Origin of the sequence: Lysobacter enzymogenes (genome assembly GCF_023617245.1) — a bacterium.
Lineage (GTDB): Bacteria > Pseudomonadota > Gammaproteobacteria > Xanthomonadales > Xanthomonadaceae > Lysobacter > Lysobacter yananisis.
This window is the reverse complement of sequence record NZ_CP067396.1, coordinates 1,672,719-1,696,055: the sequence shown is the minus strand read 5'-3', so window position 1 is coordinate 1,696,055 and position 23,337 is coordinate 1,672,719. Positions and strand designations below refer to the sequence as shown.

Sequence of the window (23,337 nt, the reverse complement as noted above, 5' to 3'; positions counted from 1 at the left end):
GGCGCCGCCTCCCCGGTCGTCGATCTCAACCAGTGGACCGCCTACAACGCGTTCGGCGAAATCCTGCGCCGCGTCCACGTCGGCCTGCAGGGCACCCTGGTCAACACCTACGACAACGCCGGCCGCCTGATCGACTCCAACGAAACCGGCGGCGTGCGCAGCTTCGGCTACAACCTCGCCGGCCACCAGGTGCGCGAGCACCGCCTCGTCGCCACCAGCGACGGCCAGCGCGTCGACGCGGTCACCTGGAACAGCGTCGACCGGCTCGGCCGCGTCGTCGCCACCCGCATGCCCGCGCACACCGCCGATCTCGCCGCGACCAGCCTGGTCCAGCAGCGCCGCGACCGCTGGGGCAACGTGCTGGAGACCGTGGATACGCGCGGTTACCGCACCAACTACCGCTACAACGAACTCGACCAGGTCGTCCGCGACGAGCGGCCGCTGGTCGAAGCGGTGTCCGAAACCGGCGCCAGCACCTGGATCCGGCCGGTCAACGAATGGTTCTACGACGCCCTCGGCCGCCTGATCGGCACCCGCGACGCCAACGGCAACACCCGCCTCAACGAGTACGACGCCGCCGGCCAACTCGTGCGTTCCTTCGACGCATTCGGCCAGGCCACCCTCTACGCCTACGACGCGCTCGGCCAGCAACGCCTCGTGCAGAGCCCGGTCGGACGCCTGACCTACCAGGACTACGACAAGCGCGGCCGCATCGTCGAAACCGGCGATTTCCTCAACGGCCCTTACACCCGCACCCGCGTGCGCCTGCAAGGCTACGGCCTGAACCAGAACGGCGACCGCCTGTCCGTAACCGACGCGCTCGGCCAGCGCACCGACTACGACTATTCGAGCGCCGGACTGGTCTCCCGCATCCAGACCGCCACCGGCCAGATCACCTGGTACGGCTACGACATGCTGGGCCGCAAGACCTGGGAGAACTACAACAGCTTCAACGGCCCCACCGTGCAGGACCGCGACGGCGAAACCGTGCGCCTGGACGAGCTGACCTGGGACTACGACGTGTTCGGTCGGTTGATCGATCACAACAACCTGAGCGGGCGCGATTTCGATTACGCGTACGACGCGGTGACCGGGCAGTTGTCGACCGACTCCCAGCGCGGCGGCCCGGTCGGCGACGCGGTGCGCCGGTACACCTACTATCCCAACGGCCGGATCAAGGCGATCTACGAGAACGGCGCGGATCCGACCTACCGCTACGAGTACGACGCCGCCGGCAACCGCACGCTTGAAGAGGTATTCACACGCGACGGCAACATGACCACGTGGACGCGCACCATCACCCGCACCTGGTACGACAGCAACAACCGGGTGCAGCGCGTGGTCCAGGACGATCTCTCCAGCGGCGCCTCCAAGCGCGTCCTCGACCTGCGCTACAGCTACGACGCCGCCGGCAACCGCCGCCGGGTCAGCGCCGGCGCCAGCTACGGCAGCGACGCCACCGGCGTGCCGGCCGGCAACAACGCGCCCGTCGCCGTGCAGGCGCCGCCGCCGCGCTCGGTGCCCAAGGGCCTATCCAGCGAATTCTCGATCGTCTTCAGCGAAGTCTTCCGCGACCCCGAGCAAGACCCACTGACCCTGCAGATCGCCCTCGCCGACGGCAGCGCACTGCCCGCCTGGCTGACCGCCACTCGGGACGGCACCAGCGGCCGCATCGTGTTCGTCGCCAACCCCGGCGCCGGCGTGCCCGACCAGGACCTGACGATCCGCCTGATCGCCTCGGAAACCGGCAACCCCGCCAACGCGGCGGCGACGACGTTCGTGCTGTACGTGCGCAGCAACCGCCCGCCGCAATTGCTCGACGCCGCGCCGACGCCGCTGCGGCTGAAGAGCGCCGGCGACTGGACCCTGCCGCTGGCGGCCATCGATTACTTCAACGACACCGACATCGGCGACGAACTGCGCCTGAGCGTGGACAACGCCGCTTCGCTGCCCGCCTGGGTACAGTTCGACGCGGCCACGATGCGCCTGCGCGCGGTCGCCCCCGCGCCGGGCCAGACCTTCGCGCTGTTCCTGCGCGCGACCGACCGCGCCGGCCAATCAACGGTCAAGACCCTGCACCTGAGCGTCGGCGCCAACACCGCCCCGACCGGCCCGTCGCCGCTGCCGGCGCAGGCCATCGTGATCAACCAGGATTTCGTCTGGTCGAATCCGTTGCCGAGCGTGTTCGCCGATGCGGACGGCGACTATCTCGAAGTCGCCGCCAGCGGCTTGCCCGCATGGATGTCGTTCCAGCGCATCGCCAATCCCAACCGCCCGGAGTTGCGCCTGATCGGGCGGGTGCCGTCTAACGTCCCCGCGGGCACGGTCTACACCATCACCTTCACCGCCAACGACGGCTTCGGCGGCAGCAAGACCACCACGCTGACCTTGACCGTGCGTGGCGGCAACCGCGCGCCGGACGCTCCCGGCAGCTTCTCCATCCCGCGCGTCACCGTCGGCCTGTGGTACAGCTACCAGCTGCCCGCTTTCGTCGATGCCGACGGCGATGCGATCGCATACCGACTCAGCGCACTGCCCGCGGGGCTGAGCTTCGATGCGCAGACGCGCACCATCAGCGGCGTAGCGACCGCGGCCGGCAACGTGCCGACCGTCTATACCGCCACCGATCCGTTCGGCGCCAGCAAGAGCCTTTCGCTCGGCTTCAACGTCGTCGTCAACGACCCGCCGGCGCCGACCTGGATTCCGAACCAGAGTGCAGGCGTGGGCGCCTATTTCGCCTACCAGATCCCCCTGTTCACCGACCCCAACGGCGATACGGTCACCTACGACGCCGGCGGCCTGCCGCCCGGCCTGAGCATCTCCAGCGGCGGCATCATCAGCGGCACGCCCACCGTCGCGGGCAACTACGAAGTCGTCATCGTCGGCATCGACGCGCGCGGCGCCAAGGGCTACACCAGCTTCGTCATCGCCGTGAACGCGACACCGCCGCCGAACAACGCGCCGGTGCGCAACTACACGCCGACCAACTGGTCCATGGAGATTTCCGAAGCGTCCGTCGGTTTCGAAATGGTGTACTGGCCGGCGAACGCATTCGTCGACCCCGACGGAAACCCGATGACCTATCAACTGGTCGGCTCGCCATCGTGGGTGGTCTATCACCCGTCGACCGGACCGAACAGCCATCACCGCTTCGACCTGTCGCCGCCCGCGCAGACCCGCAGCTACACGATCACGGTACGCGCCACCGACAGCCTCGGCGCGTCCGTGGACATGAGCTTCGGGTTGTACGTGGTCTACCGCAAGGGCGGCGGCGTGGCGAATGCCGCACCGGACCAGCCGCTGAGTTTCGATATGGGACCGGGCGAAGCCGCAGGCGACGCCGCGCCGTCTGCCGGCGACGCGCTCGCCGCGTCGGCCGGCGCCGCGACGGCTACGCTGCAGTACCGCGACAGCTGGTTCACTTACGACGCCGAAAACCGCATCGCGATCAACAACGGCCGCCTGGTCAACGGCGCCATCGTGCTGACCGCCGAGGGCGGCGACTCCTACCGCCTCGACTACGACGCGGCCGGCAACGCCGCCGCACGTACGTTCTACCGTGGCAACACGCTCAATATTCGATACAGCAGCTACGACCTGCGCGGCAACCTCATCACCGAGTATCACGACAATGCCGCCCAGAACAGCGGCTACGGCGGCATCGCCCGCAGCTTCACCTACGACGCCGCCAACCGCCTGACGTCCACCCGCTCCTACTACGCCAACGGCTCCACCTGGACCCGCACCACCGGTTCGGGCCAAAGCTACGAAGAGTGGGAAACCTACGACTACAGCGGCTGGCTGAGCAGCGCCGAGAACTACAGCTACGACGCCGCCGGCCGCCTGCTCTACCAGGACAAGATCGGCCGCAACGAGGCCGCGCCGAACTGGATCCAACTCGCTTCGCAAAACAACGAGAACAACCGCCAGTCCACCGACGTCGGCGTCCTCAACACCCTCAACAACCGCATCGAATACCGCGACGCCAACGGCAACAGCACCTACGACGCCTTCGGCCGCGCCACCGGCTTCAAGACCACCACCCTGCAATACACCCACACCTACGCCATCGCCTACGAAGGCTGGGAGGGCTACCAGCAAAAGACCGTCAGCGGCACCAGCAGCAACGCCAGCTACCGTCCCACCACCAACACCCTGACCTACGACGCGCTCGGCCGCCTGATTTCCCAACAGGAAACCACCCGCCTGAGCACCGGCAGCATCGACGACCGCGTGCGCTACTACGCCTACAACGGCGACGGCCAGGTGCAACTGCGCCGCGAAGGCACGATCAAGAACGGCCAGTTCGTCCAGGACGGCGCGGTCAAGCCGAACTACCTCTACGCCTACGCCGGCGGCCAGCAGATGGCCCAGATCGCCGAAGGCAGCCGCATCGTCAGCCTCAACGGCGTCGGCATGTACCAGGCCGGCGGCGCCAAGGTCGTGGCCCTGGCCGGCGAAACCCTCCGCACCCTGGCCCAGCGCATCTACGGCAACGACCTGCTGTGGTACGTGCTGGCCGAAGCGAACGGGCTGGGCGAACCGGACCAGGAAATCGGCGGCGGGCGCGAGCTCGATGCGCCCCGGGTGGATGTGAGTCGCAACGATGCGAATACGTTCAAGCCGTACGATCCGGGGGAAGCGATTGGGTCGACTATGCCCGGATTACCGTACATTCCGCCGGCGCCGGGCGCGAAGTGCGGCGCGATGTCGAAGGTCATCTCCGTCATCGTCACCGCGGTCGTCAGCTACTTCGCAGGCGGAGCCGCCGGCGCGGCGGCGGGCAACTATGTGGGACAGATGAGCCAGCTGATGTTCAACGGCCAGTACGACTGGGGAAGAGCCTTACGCCTGGGCCTCAACCCCTTCGGCGGCAACAGCTCGGACCTGGCTCGCTCAGTTTACGATCCCGGCTCGCACGGTGCGCCAGGCCGAGTCGACTACAAGAGCATCGCGGTGTCGGCAGCCTCCGCTGCTGCGACGACAGGGATCTCGCAGTACGCCAGTTATATCGGGTTGGGCACGGCTTCCTCGATGGCGCTGCAAACCGTCGCTACCACGGCGGCAAACTATCAATTCAACAAATGGGCGGGATACGACGTCAGCTGGAGCAACCGCCAACTAGGCGCAAATATCGCCACAGCTTTTATCGGACAAGCCATGTTCGGTGGGGGAAGCAACGGCAACGCCGCTAAGGACTCCGCATCTGTCGAAGCACCTCAAGGCAACGGTAGCTTTCAGTGGAGAGCAATCGCATTAGAAACAGCCCGATCTCTCGGTCGCGGCCTAGTGTTAGGCGCTGTACAAACAGGGGTCGAAAAGGCGTTCGGCGTTAAAGACGCGTCATGGAACTGGGAACGCATCGCCACTGACGCGTTCGGAAATGTATTAGCCAATGCAGCCGCGATGGGGGTCCGAGCGGTGCAAACTAAACGGCCGCCTTCGCAAGCAGCTCGAAGTGGCAACACGCTACTACTTAATTTCGCCGATGAGCGGGCTGCGCAAGAAGGTGCCGATTCGACGTCTAACGCCAAGCTCTACCCCCAAGGCTATGAACGCGATCCCAGAGAAATCCGTATAGCTCGCGATCCAGACCAGGTGCTAGGACGAAGCGAAAGAATCGCCAGGCTCAATGCTCTCTTCGACGATCCGTTGCCCGCAAATGTCAGTGATTCAGAGCTATTGCAGCTCGAACACAACTATGGCCGCGAGTTGGCCGGCAAGATGGAACTCAACGCGACTGCCATGCCCACGGTAACCGTGGTCGGTACAAAGCCGCCCAGCGCCCCCGGATACGGCTACGACCTCATGTACCTCCTGGGCATGCTCGGAATGGGCTATCGCCGCACGGGGACGATGAGCGCAGCCGAGCGTATCGACGCTGTCGTACCGAGGATAAGCCAGGAACAAGTCGACCATTATCGGAAGACCGGATCTACGCGCTTGCCAGGCATGTATCCAGTCGATCCGATGATCGAAGCGAGGCGCGAACTCAGCAGGCGCGCCCTGCTGGCCGGGGGCAACAATCCGTTGGCTGGAATGCAGGGAGCTCTCACCTCAATGCTGGGAGGTGATGCCCAAGCGATCCAGGAATCCATTATAGCCAACGACACCTTTACCGCGCCGATTATGGACGCGGCCCCAGGCCTTTCTACGCCCGGCCGCGTGGTTAGGACACCGATCAAGTCCCTGCCTTTTGCTCAGACCAAAGGACTCGTCAATAACCATGCCGCAGACGACCTTGGCGAGCTTTTCCTGCGCAGCGGCAAGAGCTATGGCGATATTCGTGGAGCCGCTAGCGAACCCTTAAGCAAGCCGCCTGGCGGCTGGCCTAAAAGCGAGCGCCCGCTGAACGTTGACGACATTTGGGACCTCGCAGATAGAATCGGCCTGCTCGACGACAGGGAATTAACATTGGATCTTGACAAAGTGGAGTTCAAGATCATCGAAGACCGCTTCATGCCAAAAAATAGCGACGGCACGCCCCTTGCGGCCTACTACTACTATGCCCCGCAAGCAAGTACACCGGAAGGAAAACCATTGGGCGGTACGAATTTAGAAACCGGAATGGTGAAGTACAGTGACCTTACCGGTCCGAACGGCAAGATCCCGATCCGCATCTCCGAGTCAGTGGCCCAGAGCGAAATGCATACACTGCATACGGTGGCCCATGAGCTTTATGAACTGAGTCGCCTTATCGATTACTTCAAGAACAACGGCTGGGCGGCTAACGCTGGAGCACTCAGAAAAAGAATCGGAGAGAATCAGGGCGCCAACTTCCATACCAGAGCTCACGATTTCGGCGACATATGGGTGGATAAGTACAAGGAAGCCAACCGGATGAGTAAAAGTCAGCCATGAACGAAATCCATCAACAGCGAATGCTCGCGCTAAAGTCCAAGCCCTCCTCGGAGTTCGATAAGGAACTCGCCACGCTACTCGATGCGGAGAACGTTTACAGCTATCTCTCCTTGCTTGACACGACGATCTATCATTACTACGAACGCGCAGCCACTGAGCCCGACAGGTACCACGAAGCGGTAGCCGAACTGACTCATGCTTTCGGCCAAGAAAAATGGAGCCTGATCAGCGAGGCGGTCAAAAAACCCTACCGGGTATTGATCGAAATCTGCGAGCAATGGCGTATAGAAAAGCCATCGAAGAGCGAAGATTTCAGCGAAGGCGATGTTTACCGCATGGCCCTTAATGCCGCCGACGAAGAAAATGTCCTCGAAATCTTCCAAGCTCTCCCGGACACTCTAAAGTTTCAATTCGACCTGAACGCCGAAAATATCTTGAATACAGATTCGGACAAATATAGCCACCTTGACATAATTAAAGCCGCTCGGATATTCAGGGACGCCAAGCTTCGTGGTGAGGTCGAAGTCCCCGCGGGGACACTGGAGCCGTCTTCATGGCCGCTACGAGAGAGGGACCCGCGATGACATCAACCACCTTCGGCGATCTCAATGGACCGACGGCGCAGACGCTAGGTGGCAGCTAATAAGCTCGTGCTTCGCCGCGAAGTAGACACCGAATCTACTGGGGTACCTCTCCCGGTCGCAACGCAACAGGACTCGAACTCGCATCGCTTTGAGCCTTGCGGTCGGGCGTTTAGGGCGTGCGGTGGGATGGCACGGGCTGGCGACAAGGCTCGGCGGCTTGCGTTCGAGGCGGATTGGGTTGCGCGCATCCGGTGATGGCTTGCGTTCGAGCCGTTGAGGCTTGCTCGCGAGGTAAAAACGCTTGCGATTGCAGCGGAGCCGAAGGTCGCCGCCGGCCGGACGGCGACCGGTGGGCGGTGAAGGGGCTTAGTCGGAGCGGATCGTTTCGAGGTTGCCGTGGACTTGGTCGGCCCAGAGGCGGAACACGCGGGCCAGGGCACGGCGGCGCGATTGTTCGGGTTTGCGGATTTCGAGCGATGAGGCGGCGGGGTCGATGGTTTGGGCGATGCCGATCAGTTCGTCGCGGAAGGCCTGCAGGCCGTGGTAGGCGTCGGCGGGCAGCAGGACGTAATCGGCGCGGGTCGCGGGCGCGGTTCTTCGGGGCATCGGCGGTACTCCTCTCCATGAGCCAGTGGCCCGCGCTGCGCGGATGCGCAGGCGGGATGTCGGGAGGCTAGAAACCGCACGTAGACGGCGGGCTTATTCCCCTTTCGGGTGTTGTATTCACCGCCCTCCCGACGCTGACATGCGCCGAGCTTGCGCCCAAACTTCGGGCACAAAAAACCCACCGGTTTGTCGGAGGTGGGTGCCGCTACGTGAAGGAGTTTCTAGGCTCCAGCGCCAAGACTGCTACTCGCAAAAACACTTGTCAACAGCCGCTTGTGAGGCTTTTCGAGCTGTGTGCAATGCTGATGCACGCAATGCGTATCACATCGAAAGCCGCAACAGCATCGCGAACAACGCCGCCGTCGTAGAACGCGCTCGGATGAAGCGACGGCATAGTTGAGTTGACGCGGTCGCGGCTTGCGCCGCTCCTACAGGGGGCGGTCGCGACTTACTCGGCGCTTGCGGTTGCGACAAAGAAAAAGGGCGTTCTCGCGGACGCCCTTTTTGATTCGGCGATGGTGCCGCCCTACCCCGCCGTTAGTAGTAACCGGCCAGGTTGAGGAACCACCCCTTGTTGTCGTACTCCAGATCCGTCATATCGTCGCTGAAGTCGGTGAAGTTGTAGCCCACGCCGACCTTGAAGTTCTCGCTCAGCTGACGGTCCACGCCGACCAGCCAGCCGCGGCGGTCGCCGCCGTCCTTGACCGACAGCCAGCGGTATTCGGCCATCGCGTCCCACTTGGCGATCAGGTGGTAACGCACCTGCCCGGCCAACAGGTCGGCGCGGCTGTCGAGCCACAGGCCTTCGCTGCGGCCCATGCGGTAGTCGCCCCAGCGGCTGGCGGCCTTGCCGGCCACTTCCCACTTGTCGTCGATGCGGTAGATGCCTTCGAACGACAGCACCTGCGAGCGTTGGTCGTAGCGGTTGCCGCCTTCCTGGCCGATGGTGGCCAGGTCGTACAGGTACACGTACTTGCCGAACGCGGCCCAGCGCGAGTTGTCGTGCGGGCGGTAGGCGAAGCCGAGGTTGCCTTCGACGGTCTTGGCGCCGCGGCTGACGTCGATCTGGTCCTTGATGTCGGAGTACAGGAAACGCGCGGCGATGCGCCAGTCTTCGTTGATCTTGTAGAACAGGCGGTTGGCGGTGGTCCAGGCTTCGCGGCGTTCGGCGCCGCTGTCCTTGCGGTATTCGACCTTGCTCGACCAGTCGGTGCGCTGGTCGGTGCGGCCGCCGCTGAGGCTGTAGGCGCGGCGGTCGATGTGGCCGGAGGGGCCGTCGACGTCGCCGTCCATCACGCTGAAGCCCAGGTTCCAGCCTTCGGCGGGATAGAAGTCCATGCCGAAGGTGTGGCCGATGCCCTCGCTGGAATCGCGCGGGTCCTTGAGGAACACGCTTTCGTTGTAGAGGTTGGTCTGGTTGTTCAAGCGCCAGCGCTGGCCGATGGTCCAACCGGTCTGCAGCACGTTGTCGAACAGCGGATCGCGTTCGGTGCTGTCGGCGCTGAAGGTGTAGCCGCCGTAGATGGTGTGGTCCGGGGTCAGGCGGTACTCGGCCTCGGCCTTGCCGGCGCTGCCGCGGCTGCCGTTGCTGTATTCGGCGCTGACGCTGGAGCGGTCGCCGAACAGATAGCGCGCGCCGATCGTGCCCAGGTCGTTGCGGTCGTAGCGGCCGCCGTCGTCGTCGACGGTGTACTGGCCGGCGACGTACAGCTCCAGGCTGGAACCGATGCGGTGGGTGTAGCGCATCGCGAACAGCATCGCGTCGAGGTCGGGCACGGTCGAGCCGGCGCCGCGCTCTTCGCGGATGCGGCGCAGTTCGGCGCCGAGCTGGTCGTCGTTGGTGATGCGCCAGTCCATCGTCAGCTGGCTCTGTTCCAGCGCCTCGTCGCCGCGCTCGCGGCGGGTGTGGCGGCCGAACAGGCTGAAGTTCTCGGTGAAGTAGCCGAGGAATTCGGCGCCGTACTCGCGCACGGCCTGGCCCTGGTCGTAGCGCGAGATCGAGAAGCCCGGATCGACGTCGCGCCACCACGCGCCCGCGCTCCAATCGAGCTGGGTCCAGCCCAGTTCCTTGAAGTTGGCGCGCGCTTCGATCTTGTCGGCGTCGCCCTTGCGCGGGCCGTCGATCGGGTTGACGCGGACGAAGTCGATGCCGCCGTTGCTCGAATACCACAGCGGCGCCGCGGTGGATTCGCTGCGGCTCTTCTCCAGTTTCAGGTAGGTGCCGCGGCCGGCCTGCAGGGTCAGGTCCACGCCCTTGAGGGTGTAGTCGTCGCCGCTGCGGTTCTCGTCGATGTAGGTGCCGCCGACGGCGAGGTGGTCGCCGAACCACTGCTTGCCGCGGAAGCCGGCGCTGACGTCGTCGGTCTGGAAGCCGGCCGGAACGTATTCGTAGTCGACCAGCAGGCGCTGGGTGTAGCCGTCCAGCGGGGTGTCGCGGGTCAGCGTGCGCACGTTCTCGCGGGTGATCTGCGACAGCGGGCGGGTCAGCAGGATCCGGCCCTGCATGTTGTTGATTTCGTAGTCGGCGCCGCGCGTCAGGTCCACGCGCGATTCGACCCGGCCGGTGCTGACGTCGCGGATTTCGACGGTGACCTTTTCCGAACCCGGCAGCAGGTCGGTGTGGCGCAGCATGTACAGGCTGTTGCCGGTGCCGAGGAACTCGGTGTGGCCGAGCGCACTCTGCGCTTCGGAACCGAACACGCGCAGTTCGCTGCGCGGGTCGCCGAGCACGGTGGTGTTGCGGCTGCGCCAGGCCAGCGCCGCGCCGTACAGCGAGCGGTTGTACTGGGCGTACTCGGTGCCGGTGATGCCGGTGTTGAAGTTGCCCCAGATCGCCTGGTTCTGGTCCCAATCCACGCGCAAGTACAGCTTGCCCTGGGTGTCGACGTCGCGATAGGTGTTGGAATCGTCGCCGTAGACCGGGTAGTACAGGTTCGGGTCGAGGCGGCGGAAAATGTCCTGCGCGTCGGCGTCGAAGAAGCCGTTGAACAGCCGCTTGATCTCGTTCTCGCGGGTGTCGGCCTGGGCGGTGATCAGGTACTTGCCCTGCACCTTGCCCTTCAGATAGAACGCCAGCCGGCCTTCGCTGATGAAGCTGTCGTCGTAGCGGCCGCGGTCGCCCGCCGCCATCGGCTCGATGTTGCCGCTGACGCTGTTCTTGGACAGGGTGACGTCGGCCAGCGCGACCAGGAAGCTGTACTTGCCGGTGACGTTGACGTCGAGGTTCTTCTCCAGCGTCGTCCCGCCCTGGCCCTTGATCTTGACCGCATAGGTGTGCGGCCCGACCGGCTCGAGGAACTCGGCGGCGAACTTGCGCTCCAGGTCGATCGGGAAGGTCTGGTCGTTGATGGTGAGCTGGGTGTCGCGCGGGATGTCGCGGCCGTAGATGCGCACGCGCGAGCCGTACACCGGGATGTTCTGCAACCGGATCGCGTTGGTGCCGTAGATCGAGCTGGTGATCGCCAGGTCCTGGGCGTTGCGCTCGTCGATCGGCTGGCCGAGGCTCTTTTGCACCTGGTCGCGCTGGATCTGCACGCCGCGCTCGTACTCTTCCGGCTTCAGCAACTGGATGCGCTGCGGCTGGATTTCGTCGAACACTCCGCTCTTGCCGTAGGCGCGGGCGATGTAGATCAGCTCGTCGCCGGCGAGCAGGTTCAAGCCGGCCGGCAAGGCGCCGTCCCATTCCTGCTCGGCCACGTTCTCCACCGGCACGTCGATGGTCGCCAGCGGCGTCACCAGGTCGGTGTCGCTGCCGCGGTACACAGTGACCTGCAGCTTCTCGATGAAGGACGCGTAGTTGGTGTAGGCGTGGAAGCGCACCGGCTTGATGATGCGGCCGTTCTCGAACGGCGCGGTCGAACCGGACTGCACGTTGAGCACCGGCGGGCCGAGGGTGGGATCTTCGGTGGCCCAGATCACGCCGCCGTTGGGCAGGTCGATCTGGAACTTGCCGGCGATCTTGGCCGTGCCTTCGGTGAGGTTCTCGCGCACCACGTCGACGCGGCGGTTGGCCTGCAGCGCGGCGGGGTCGTCGCCTTGCGCGACCGGCTTGTCCTCGCCGCGGGTGCGCACGCGGAACAGCAGGCCCTCGTCGCTGCGGCACTCGTTGCCCTGGCACTGCGCCGGGACCTCCGCCGCGCCCGCCACCGCCTCGCGCGCGGGCGCGGGCTTGTCGAGCGAGCTCAGGTCCACCGGCACGGCGCCGGCGCGGCCGCCGTCGCCCTGCTTCAGCGGCAGGCTCGGCTGGCCGGACTTCTGCGCGTACGCGGGGGCGGCGGCGCCGGCGGCGAACACGCCGCCGGTCAGCAGGCCGATCAGAGTCATGTCCAGAAGCTTCATCTTGATCTTCATGGCCATGTCCTCAGCGGTTGCCCACGCCGACGGGCGCCTGGGTGTCGTCTGTAATGTCCACTCGCACTTTCTGCCTTACCTCGGGCTTGAGTTCGGCCGAGATCGCTTCGAACACGGCCTTGGCTCGACGCAGTCCCAGTTGGACGTTGTAGGCGGCGGCGCCGCGTTTGTCGGCGCGGCCGACGATGCCGATCGCGCCGCTGCCCTGCTGGTTGAGCGCCTTGGCGATTTCGCCGATGAGCGCGCGGTATTGCGGCTTGATCGTGGCCTGGTCGGTGTCGAACAGGACCTCGCCCAGGCGGATCGCCGGGTCCAGGCTGACCAACGTGGCGTCGGTACCGGCGACCACATCCACCGACACCTTGCTCGCCAGCGCCGGATCGCCCTCCAGCTGCTTGAGCAGCGCGGCCTGCACCGCGCGGGCGCGGGCGAAGGCGAGCGCCTCCTCCTGCGCCTGCGCGCTGACGGTGACGCTGCCGCCGCCGGCGTCGCGCAGGCGTCCGGCGATCTGCGCGAACATCGGCGCGTAGCTCTCCTTCACCTTGGCGCTGCCGGACTCGAACATCACCTCGCCCAGCTCGACGTCGGTCTCGGACTTCGCGCCGGAGACTTCGCCCGGCGGCAGCTTGACGCCGAAGTCGAAGCGGGTCGGGATGCCCTGGGTGATGCGGCGCACGCGCGGGTTCTCGGTGGTGAACGCCGAGCCCGGCGGCAACGTGGCCTGATCGACCTTGAGGATGAAGTTGCGGCCGCGCGCGGAGTTGCCGCCTTCGATGCCTTCCAGGTGGAAGCGGCCGTAGGCGTCGGTCTCCATGATCAAGCCCTCGACCGAGGCGATGCGCACGCCCGGGATGCCGCGCTCCTCGATCCCGTTGTTGCGGATCGTGTAGGAGACGACGTAACCGGTCGCGGCCTGGGCGACCTGGCGGGTCACCTGCAGGTCCTGCCCGCTCAGCCCCTTGGCCGCGTCGCCGCGGGTGCGTTCGACCGTGGTGCGGCCGTCGGCGCCCATGCGCACGGTGGTGCCTTCGTCGGTGGTCAGCACGAAGTCGTCGGTGAAGGCCAGTTCGTTCAAGGTCTGGCGCACCACCACTTCGCGCGCCGGCGCGGCGGCCGAACCGCGGCCGTCGATCCGGCCCAGGGCGATGCCGTGCAGCATCGGCGCGCTGGCGTCGGGCTCGGCGACCGGGCCTTCGCCGCGATCGACGGTGGTCGAACCGGCGACGTAGGCGTTCGGGGCGAAGCCGCCCTGCACGCGCACGCCGCTGGCCTTGGCCGGATCCTGCCAGCCGTCGCCGTCTCGGTCGTCGAACACGGTGCCGACCAGCAGGCTGTCTTCCAGCAGCGGGTCGCCGGCCATGGTGACTTCGGCGGTGGCGTCGTTGGAGATCTTGGTGCCCTTGTCGTCGTAACCGGCGACCTGGTTCTTGTGCGTGCCCTTGCCCACGCCGGCGCCGACGCGCAGGAAGTAGCTCACGGTGGCCTTGCCGCCGATCGCCACGTCGATGCCGCCGATGCGCAGCGGGTTGGCGCTCATCACCACGCCGTTCTTGTTGTCGTCGTCCACGCTCAGCGAGTTGTCGACGAAGGTGAAGCCGGCCGGCGGAATGTCGACCAGGGTGGCGTTGACCGCCGGCGAGTCGCCGACGTTCTCGACCAGCACGCTGTAGCGGACCAGGTCGCCGATCTTGACCTCGCGCACCGCCGAGGTCTTGACCAGGCGCAGCACCGGCGCGTTGGCGATCACCGTGATGGTGACCGACGCGGTCGCGCACACCGGCGTCGGCGAGGAGGTGTCGCAGACGCGGTAGGTGAACGTGTCGGTGCCGGCGAAGAACTGCTTGGGCGTGTAGGTGCACGCACCGGCCGCGCAGGTCACGGTGCCGTTGGCCGGTTCGCCGACGATGGTCAGCGAAGCCGGATCCAGCGGCGCGCCGGTCACCGTGTCGTTGCCGATCACGTTGACGGTCACCGGGGTCTGCTGGTTGGTCTGGGCGGTGTCCGGATTGGCCGTGACCTTGTTCGGCTGCACCGTCACGCTGACCTTCGCGGTCGCGCAGTTGGTCGGGTTGAGCTTCTCGCAGATCGTGTAGGTGTAGCTGTCGTCGCCGGCGAAGTTGCTGCGCGGCGTGTAGGTGATGGTGCCGTCGCTGTTGACCACGGTGGTGCCGTTGGCCGGATCGGTGCTGACGGTGATGATCACCAGGTTCGGATCGATCGGCGCGCCGTTGAGCGTGTCGTTGGCGATCACGTTGGTGCTCACCGGCGTGTTCTGCGGGGTCACGCCGGTGCCGCCGGCCGGGTCGTCGGTGGCGGTGATCGCCGGCGCCGACACGGCGATGGTGACCGTGGCGGTGTCGCAGTTGCTCGGGTTCAGCACTTCGCACAGCTGGTAGGTGACGGTGTAGCTGCCGGCCGGGGTGTTCGGCGCGACGTCCACGCTGCCGTCGGCCTTGACCGTCAGCGGACCGTTGCTGTTCGGCTTGACGGTGACGTCGGCCGGATTGACCGCGCTGCCGCCGAGGGTGTCGTTGCCGAGCACGTTGACCACGTTGGTGCCGCCGGTGGCGCCGTTGACCGGCGTGGCGACGATGTCGTCGACCGCGTCGATGGGAGCGGCGTCGACGGTGACCACGACGGTGGCGGTGGTGCAGTTGCCCGGATCCGCGGTTTCGCAGATGCGGTACTCGATGTTGTAGCTGCCCTTCGGCGTGCCCGGGGCGACGTTCACCGCGCCGGTGGCCGGATCCAGGGTCACCTTCGGGTCGGAGGTGGAGACCTGGGTCAGGATCACCGTCGTGGTCGTGGCGGGCTGGCCGTTGAGGGTGTCGTTGCCGAGCACGTTCGGCACGGCCACGCCGCCGGCGGCGCCGTTGGACACGGTGCCGGCGTCGGGGGTGGCGACGATCTGGCGACGCTGCACCTGGGTGGTGCTGGTCGCCGTCACCGGCGTGGTGATCTCGGTCGAGGTCACGCCGGCGTTGTTGACGATGCTCGTGTTGACCGCGTCGGCCGGGGTGACCGTGTAGGTACCGGTGACCGTGCACACCGCGCTCGCGCCGGTCGGCGCCATCGCCGGGCAGTTCCAGCTCGACGGCGTGGTCTTGCTGTCGGTGATCACCACGTTGTTGAGAGTGACGTTGCCGGTGTTGGTGGCGGTCAGCTCGTAGGTCAGCACGTCGCCGATGGTGATGCTGCCGCTGTTGTCGTTGTCGGCGTAGGCCGGCAGCGCGCGCTTGGCCAGGGTCATGGCCGGATTGCGGGTCGCGGTGATCTCGACCGTATCGGTCGCCGAGGTCGTGGTGCCGTCGGTCGCGCTGGCGATGTTGACGACCTTGCCGGCATCGAGGTCGGCCTGGGTCACGGTGTAGTTCGCCGTGCAGGTCAGCGTCTGGCCCGGGGCCAGGCCGCCGGCCGGCAGCGCCGGACAGGTCACCGGGGTCTTGTCGTCGTTGACCGAAACCGGTGCGGTGATCGTCACGTTGCCGCTGTTGGTCACGCGGTAGCTGTACGGCAGCACGTCGCCGACCGCCGCGTAGGTGGTCGCCGTCGACGACTTGTCGATGGTCATCGCCGGGTTGCGGGTCGCGATGATCTCGACCGTATCGGTGGCCGAGGTCGTGGTGCCGTCGGTCGCGCTGGCGATGTTGACGACCTTGCCGGCGTCGAGGTCGGCCTGGGTCACGGTGTAGTTCGCCGTGCAGGTCAGCGTCTGGCCCGGAGCCAGGCCACCGGCCGGCAACGCCGGACAGGTCACCGGGGTCTTGTCGTCGTTGACCGAAACCGGGGCGGTGATGGTCACATTGCCGCTGTTGGTCACGCGGTAGCTGTAAGGCAGCACGTCGCCGACCGCCGAATAGGTGGTCGCCGTCGACGATTTGTCGATGCTCATCGCCGGGTTGCGGGTCGCGGTGATTTCGACCGTATCGGTGGCCGAGGTCGTGGTGCCGTCGGTCGCGCTGGCGATGTTGACGACCTTGCCGGCATCGAGGTCGGCCTGGGTCACGGTGTAGTTCGCCGTGCAGGTCAGGCTCTGGCCCGGGGCCAGGCCACCGGCCGGCAGCGCCGGACAGGTCACCGTCGTCTTGTCGTCGCTGACCGAGATGGCCGCCGTCAGCGTCACGTTGCCGCTGTTGGTAACGCGGTAGCTGTACGGCAGCACGTCGCCGACCGCCGCGTAGGTGGTCGCCGTCGACGACTTGTCGATGCTCATCGCCGGATTGCGGGTCGCGGTGATTTCGACCGTATCGGTCGCCGAGGTCGTGGTGCCATCGGTCGCGCTGGCGATATTGACGACCTTGCCGGCATCGATGTCGGCCTGGGTCACGGTGTAGTTCGCCGTGCAGGTCAGGCTCTGGCCCGGGGCCAGACCGCCGGCCGGCAGCGCCGGACACGTCACCGTCGTCTTGTCGTCGCTCACCGAGATGGGCGCGGTGATCGTCACGTTGCCGCTGTTGGTCACGCGGTAGCTGTAAGGCAGCACGTCGCCAACCGCCGAATAGGTGGTCGCCGTCGACGACTTGTCGATGGTCATCGCCGGATTACGGGTCGCGATGATCTCGACCGTATCGGTCGCCGAGGTCGTGGTGCCATCGGTCGCGCTGGCGATGTTGACGACCTTGCCGGCGTCGAGGTCGGCCTGGGTCACGGTGTAGTTCGCCGTGCAGGTCAGCGTCTGGCCCGGGGCCAGGCCGCCGGCCGGCAGCGCCGGACAGGTCACCGGGGTCTTGTCGTCGTTGACCGAAACCGGGGCGGTGATGGTCACATTGCCGCTGTTGGTGATCCGGTAGCTGTAAGGCAGCACGTCGCCGACCGCCGAATAGGTGGTCGCCGTCGACGATTTGTCGATGCTCATCGCCGGGTTGCGGGTCGCGGTGATTTCGACCGTATCGGTGGCCGAGGTCGTGGTGCCGTCGGTCGCGCTGGCGATGTTGACGACCTTGCCGGCGTCGAGGTCGGCCTGGGTCACGGTGTAGTTCGCCGTGCAGGTCAGGCTCTGGCCCGGGGCCAGGCCACCGGCCGGCAGCGCCGGACAGGTCACCGTCGTCTTGTCGTCGCTGACCGAGATGGCCGCCGTCAGCGTCACGTTGCCGCTGTTGGTGACGCGGTAGCTGTACGGCAGCACGTCGCCGACCGTCGCGTAGGTGGTCGCCGTCGACGACTTGTCGATGCTCATCGCCGGATTGCGGGTCGCGATGATCTCGACCGTATCGGTCGCCGAGGTCGTGGTGCCGTCGGTCGCGCTGGCGATGTTGACGACCTTGCCGGCATCGAGGTCGGCCTGGGTCACGGTGTAGTTCGCCGTGCAGGTCAGCGTCTGGCCCGGGGCCAGGCCGCCGGCCGGCAGCGCCGGACACGTCACCGTCGTCTTGTCATCGCTCACCGAGATGGGCGAAGTGATGGTCACGTTGCCGCTGTTGGTGACCCGGTAGCTGTACGGCAACACGTCGCCGACCGCCACGTAAGTGGTCGCCGTCGACGACTTGTCGATGGTCATCGCCGGGTTGCGGGTCGCGGTGATTTCGACCGTATCGGTCGCCGAGGTCGTGGTGCCGTCGGTCGCGCTGGCGATGTTGACGACCTTGCCGGCGTCGAGGTCGGCCTGGGTCACGGTGTAGTTCGCCGTGCAGGTCAGCGTCTGGCCCGGGGCCAGGCCGCCGGCCGGCAGCGCCGGACAGGTCACCGGGGTCTTGTCGTCGTTGACCGAAACCGGGGCGGTGATGGTCACATTGCCGCTGTTGGTCACGCGGTAGCTGTACGGCAACACGTCGCCGACCGCCGCGTAGGTGGTCGCCGTCGACGACTTGTCGATCGTCATCGCGCGATTCTGAGTCGCATTGATGGTGACGCTGTCCGTCAACGATTGCACCGCGCCGGACTTGGCGCTGGCAATGTTGGTGACCAGGCTATTGTCGATGTCGGCCTGGGTCACGGTGTAGTTCGCCGTGCAGGTCAGCGCCTGGCCCGGAGCCAGGCCGCCGGCCGGCAGCGCCGGACACGTCACCGGGGTCTTGTCGTCGTCCACGGTGATGACCGTGGTCAGGGTCACGTTGCCGGTGTTGGTGACGATGTAGCGGTACGGCAGCACATCGCCCACCGCTGCGTAATTGGTAGCAGTAGAAGACTTGGCGATGCCCAGGCCAGGATTCTGGGTGGCACCGACGACCACCGTGTCGGTCGCCGAGGTCGTGGTGCCGTCGGTCGCGCTGGCGATGTTGGTGACGCTACCCGCGTCGATATCCGCCTGGGTGACCGTGTAGCTGGCCGTGCAGGTCAGCGTCTGGCCCGGGGCCAGGCCGCCGGCCGGCAACGCCGGACACGTCACCGGAGTCTTGTCGTCGCTCACCGAGATGGCCGCGGTAAGCGTCACGTTGCCGGTATTGGTGACCCGATACGTGTAGTTGAGGCTATCGCCCACCACCGCATAGCCGGTCGAAGTGGTGCTCTTGTCGATGCCCAGCCCCGGGTTGCGGGTCGCGGTGATTTCGACCGTATCGGTCGCCGAGGTCGTGGTGCCATCGGTCGCGCTGGCGATGTTGACGACCTTGCCCGCATCGAGGTCGGCCTGGGTCACGGTGTAATTCGCCGTGCAGGTCAGCGTCTGGCCCGGGGCCAGGCCGCCGGCCGGCAGCGCCGGACAGGTCACCGTCGTCTTGTCGTCGCTCACCGAGATGGGCGCGGTGATCGTCACGTTGCCGCTGTTGGTCACGCGGTAGCTGTACGGCAGCACGTTGCCGACCGCCGAGTAGGTGGTCGCCGTCGACGACTTGTCGATGCTCAGCGCCGGATTGCGGGTCGCGGTGATCTCGACCGTATCGGTGGCCGAGGTCGTGGTGCCGTCGGTGGCGCTGGCGATGTTGACCACCTTGCCGGCGTCGAGGTCGGCCTGGGTCACGGTGTAGTTCGCCGTGCAGGTCAGGCTCTGGCCCGGGGCCAGACCGCCGGCCGGCAGCGCCGGACACGTTACCGTCGTCTTGTCGTCGCTCACCGAGATGGGCGAAGTGATCGTCACGTTGCCGCTGTTGGTCACGCGGTAGCTGTACGGCAGCACGTTGCCGACCGCCGAATAGGTGGTCGCCGTCGACGACTTGTCGATGGTCATCGCCGGATTACGGGTCGCGGTGATTTCGACCGTATCGGTCGCCGAGGTCGTGGTGCCGTCGGTCGCGCTGGCGATGTTGACCACCTTGCCGGCGTCGAGGTCGGCCTGGGTCACGGTGTAGTTCGCCGTGCAGGTCAGGCTCTGGCCCGGGGCCAGGCCGCCGGCCGGCAGCGCCGGACACGTTACCGTCGTCTTGTCGTCGCTCACCGAGATGGGCGAAGTGATCGTCACGTTGCCGCTGTTGGTCACGCGGTAGCTGTACGGCAGCACGTTGCCGACCGCCGAATAGGTGGTCGCCGTCGACGACTTGTCGATGGTCATCGCCGGATTGCGGGTCGCGGTGATTTCGACCGTATCGGTCGCCGAAGTCGTGGTGCCGTCGGTCGCGCTGGCGATATTGACGACCTTGCCGGCGTCGAGGTCGGCCTGGGTCACGGTGTAGTTCGCCGTGCAGGTCAGCGTCTGGCCCGGAGCCAGGCCGCCGGCCGGCAGCGCCGGACAGGTCACCGGGGTCTTGTCGTCGTTGACCGAAACCGGGGCGGTGATGGTCACATTGCCGCTGTTGGTCACGCGGTAGCTGTAAGGCAGCACGTCGCCGACCGCCGAATAGGTGGTCGCCGTCGACGATTTGTCGATGCTCATCGCCGGGTTGCGGGTCGCGGTGATTTCGACCGTATCGGTGGCCGAGGTCGTGGTGCCGTCGGTCGCGCTGGCGATGTTGACGACCTTGCCGGCGTCGATGTCGGCCTGGGTCACGGTGTAGTTCGCCGTGCAGGTCAGGCTCTGGCCCGGGGCCAGACCGCCGGCCGGCAGCGCCGGACACGTCACCGTCGTCTTGTCGTCGCTCACCGAGATGGGCGCGGTGATGGTCACGTTGCCGCTGTTGGTCACGCGGTAGCTGTACGGCAGCACGTTGCCGACCGCCGAATAGGTGGTCGCCGTCGACGACTTGTCGATGGTCATCGCCGGATTGCGGGTCGCGATGATCTCGACCGTATCGGTCGCCGAGGTCGTGGTGCCATCGGTCGCGCTGGCGATATTGACCACCTTGCCCGCATCGATGTCGGCCTGGGTCACGGTGTAGTTCGCCGTGCAGGTCAGCGTCTGGCCCGGGGCCAGACCGCCGGCCGGCAGCGCCGGACACGTCACCGTCGTCTTGTCGTCGCTCACCGAGATGGGCGCGGTGATGGTCACGTTGCCGCTGTTGGTCACGCGGTAGCTGTACGGCAACACATTGCCGACCGCCGAGTAAGTGGTCGCCGTCGACGACTTGTCGATCGTCAGCGCGCGGTTCTGGGTCGCGTCGATCTTCACCGTATCCGTGGGCGACGTGGTGGTTCCGTCGGTCGCACGCGCGATGTTGGTGATGCTGCCGGCGTTGAGATCGGCCTGGGTGACGGTGTAGTTGGCCGTGCAGGTCAAACTCTGATTCGGCAGCAAACCGCCGGCCGGCAGCGCCGGGCAGGTCACCGTGGTCTTGTCGTCGCTGACCGAGAGGGCCGCGGTGATCGTCACGTTGCTGGTGTTGGTCACCACGTAGGTGTACGGAATCACCTGGCCCACGGTCGCGTAAGTCGTCGCCGTCGACGACTTGTCGATGGTCATCGAGCGCGTCGGCGCAATGGTCACCGTGTTGGTGTCGCTGGCGTTGGGCAGGGTCCCGCCGGTCGGCGTGCCGCTGGCGGTAGCGGTATTGACCACCGAGCCCGCGTCGACATCCGCCTGGGTCACCGTATAGACATTGCCGCTGGGCGTGCAGCTTGCGCTCGCGCCGGGAGCGACGGAGGCGATGGTGCACGAGAGCGACGGCAGCTTCGGATCGGCGACGCTGACGTTGTTGATCGTGACGTTGCCGGTGTTGGTGACGCTGAAGGTATAGGTCACCGTGTCGCCGGCGCGGGTCGGCGTCGAGGTCGTCGCCTTGTCCAGCGTCCAGCTCGCAGTCGCGACCGGCGTCGGCGTGGCGGTGGCGGTGTTGTTGGCGGTGTTCGGGTCGCTGGTGGCCGCGCTGACCGCAGCGGTGTTCGGGTACGGTCCGGTCTCCTTCACGCGGGCGACGATGGTCAACGTCGCGTTGGCGTTGCGCGCGAGCGCGCCGACCGTCCATGCGCCGGTACCGCTGTTGTAGGCGCCTTGGCTCGCCGAAGACGACACGAAGGTGTAGCCCGCCGGGAGCAGGTCGTTGACGAGGACGCCGGCAGCATCGGACGGACCGGCGTTGTTGTTGACCGAGATGGTGAAAGTGACGTTGCTGCCGATCGCCGGGCTGGCCGGAGCGACCGACTTGGTGAGCGCGAGATCCGCCAAGGCCGTGACCGTATCGGTATCGGTGACGGTGCCCGGCGGGGTCGGGTCGGTGGTGTTCGGCGGCAGCGTCGCGGTGACGGCGTTGGTCACGCTGCCGCTGGTCGCCGTGACATTGGCGACGACGGTAAAGGTGAGGCTGCCGCCCGCGGGCAGGCTGGTCACGGTCACGCCGCTCTCGAACGTCGCCACGGTGACGGCCGGGCACGCAGCGCCGCCGGCGAACGCGCAGGTGACGCTGGTCTTGCTCAAGCCGGTCGCGGCCGGATCGCGAACGACCGTGCCGTTGGCGGCGCTCGGACCGTTATTGGTGAGCACGATGATGTAAGTCGTGGAGCCGCCCGCATTCACGCTGTTGGCGCTGTTGGTCTTGGTCAACACCAGGTCGGCCACCGCCGCCAGCGTGTTGTTGTCGGTCGCCGAGCACCGCCCCGTCCCCGCTTCGAACACGCCGCCGTTGCTCGTGCACGCCGTATCGACGTTGGTCACGTTCGCCGGCGGCGCGATGGTCGCGGTGTTGCTCAGCGTCGTGGGGAAGTTCTGCGCGAACGCGGGCAGGCCGGCCAGGGCCAACGCCGCGGCGAACCACATCCTCATCCCGGTGCGAGTCTTGCGCGGGCCAGCATCGGGGTCGCGCGGACGCGGCGACGGGCTGGACGGGATGAGGATGTTGGCGATTTTCATGCGGTAGCCCAAACAGGAGTTCGGTAAGCGCCGGGACGCGCGGGCGTCCGCCGGGCGGCGGAAGCCTGTGCGCGTCTTGCGGCTGTTCGACGTGCTTACTGCGGGTTTGCCTTGGTACTGCGGTCGTGCGGTGCTGCGGCGGGCGCTGCGGCGAACGCGATCGCGTTCGAGCCGCGACGCTCGCCCCCGTGCTCGCTGCGCCGGAACTGCGCGCGCGCTGCGAAGCCAGCTGGGCGGCGCCTGCCGCAGCCGCCGGACGCATGCGTCGGCGCTGCAGCCGCTACTGCCTGGCTGTCGCTTCGGTTACGGCGGGAACCGCCCGGCGCATGCCCAGTTCGGGCTACTGCACGACGAGCAGAAAGAAGCCGCCCAATGGGCGGATGGACCAGCGACATCCCCTGGGATATCGGTGCTCAGCCAATGACACGCCATGACGTGCCCCCCTTGCTCCCACACCTGGCCACGCCTCGGCGCTGTAGCTAGTGCGCCTTTTCCGTGCCTGGAGTGGAACCCCTACCGCCAATACGTGATTCGTACTGCCTTACAGGACAAGACCGCAAATAGTGTGCCATCCATCACATTGCTGTTTCAATGAAGATCACAATAAAAATGCGATGGGCAATGCACAAATCACGTCATGAAGGGGCAAAAAGTGACGGATCGCGACACTTTAGGCCCCACATTCCTGCAGGCGCGCCGAACCGCCCTGACTTTCCTGCCACCAACAGACAACCAACTAAAAGTGTCTTTTCGCGTCGGAAATTAGCCGTCTTAGCGCAGAAGACATGTGAAATTCACATGCGACTTACATCGCAAATAATCGCTAAATGCGGGTAAAAAGCGGCT

The 23,337-nt window shown here is 66.2% G+C and carries 5 protein-coding genes; 2 read left to right on the top strand and 3 right to left on the bottom strand.

The features are described 5' to 3' along the window. Positions 1–153: 153 nt before the first annotated feature. Both JHW41_RS07280 and JHW41_RS07275 read left to right on the top strand, forming a co-directional pair. Positions 154–6,861 (top strand): putative Ig domain-containing protein, encoded by a 6,708-nt coding sequence (locus tag JHW41_RS07280; protein ID WP_250449470.1) that lies wholly within the window; start codon positions 154–156, stop codon positions 6,859–6,861. After that, positions 6,858–7,445 (top strand): hypothetical protein, encoded by a 588-nt coding sequence (locus JHW41_RS07275; RefSeq protein WP_250449469.1) that lies wholly within the window; start codon positions 6,858–6,860, stop codon positions 7,443–7,445. Before JHW41_RS07280 ends, JHW41_RS07275 begins: the two co-directional genes overlap by 4 nt. A 366-nt stretch (positions 7,446–7,811) precedes the next feature. Here the strand turns inward: JHW41_RS07275 and JHW41_RS07270 are convergent, their stop codons facing one another. The 3 genes from JHW41_RS07270 to JHW41_RS07260 all read right to left on the bottom strand — a co-directional run bounded on the left by JHW41_RS07270 (position 7,812) and on the right by JHW41_RS07260 (position 22,404). Continuing rightward, positions 7,812–8,051 (bottom strand): XAC0095 family protein, encoded by a 240-nt coding sequence (locus tag JHW41_RS07270; protein WP_250449468.1) that lies wholly within the window; start codon positions 8,049–8,051, stop codon positions 7,812–7,814. 537 nt (positions 8,052–8,588) lie between these two features. Then, entirely contained in the window at positions 8,589–12,401 is a 3,813-nt protein-coding gene (locus JHW41_RS07265) for a hypothetical protein (protein ID WP_250449467.1), read from the bottom strand. A 10-nt stretch (positions 12,402–12,411) separates the two neighbouring features. Continuing rightward, positions 12,412–22,404, bottom strand: coding sequence for a DUF7507 domain-containing protein (locus JHW41_RS07260; RefSeq protein ID WP_250449466.1), 9,993 nt, complete (start codon positions 22,402–22,404; stop codon positions 12,412–12,414). Positions 22,405–23,337: the final 933 nt, after the last annotated feature.

Coding starts and splice junctions, on each gene's coding strand:
- JHW41_RS07275 (WP_250449469.1), top strand. CDS start 6,858: ATGAACGAAATCCATCAACAGCGAATGCTCGCGCTAAAGTCCAAGCCC.
- JHW41_RS07270 (WP_250449468.1), bottom strand. CDS start 8,051: ATGCCCCGAAGAACCGCGCCCGCGACCCGCGCCGATTACGTCCTGCTG.
- JHW41_RS07265 (WP_250449467.1), bottom strand. CDS start 12,401: ATGAAGATCAAGATGAAGCTTCTGGACATGACTCTGATCGGCCTGCTG.
- JHW41_RS07260 (WP_250449466.1), bottom strand. CDS start 22,404: ATGAGGATGTGGTTCGCCGCGGCGTTGGCCCTGGCCGGCCTGCCCGCG.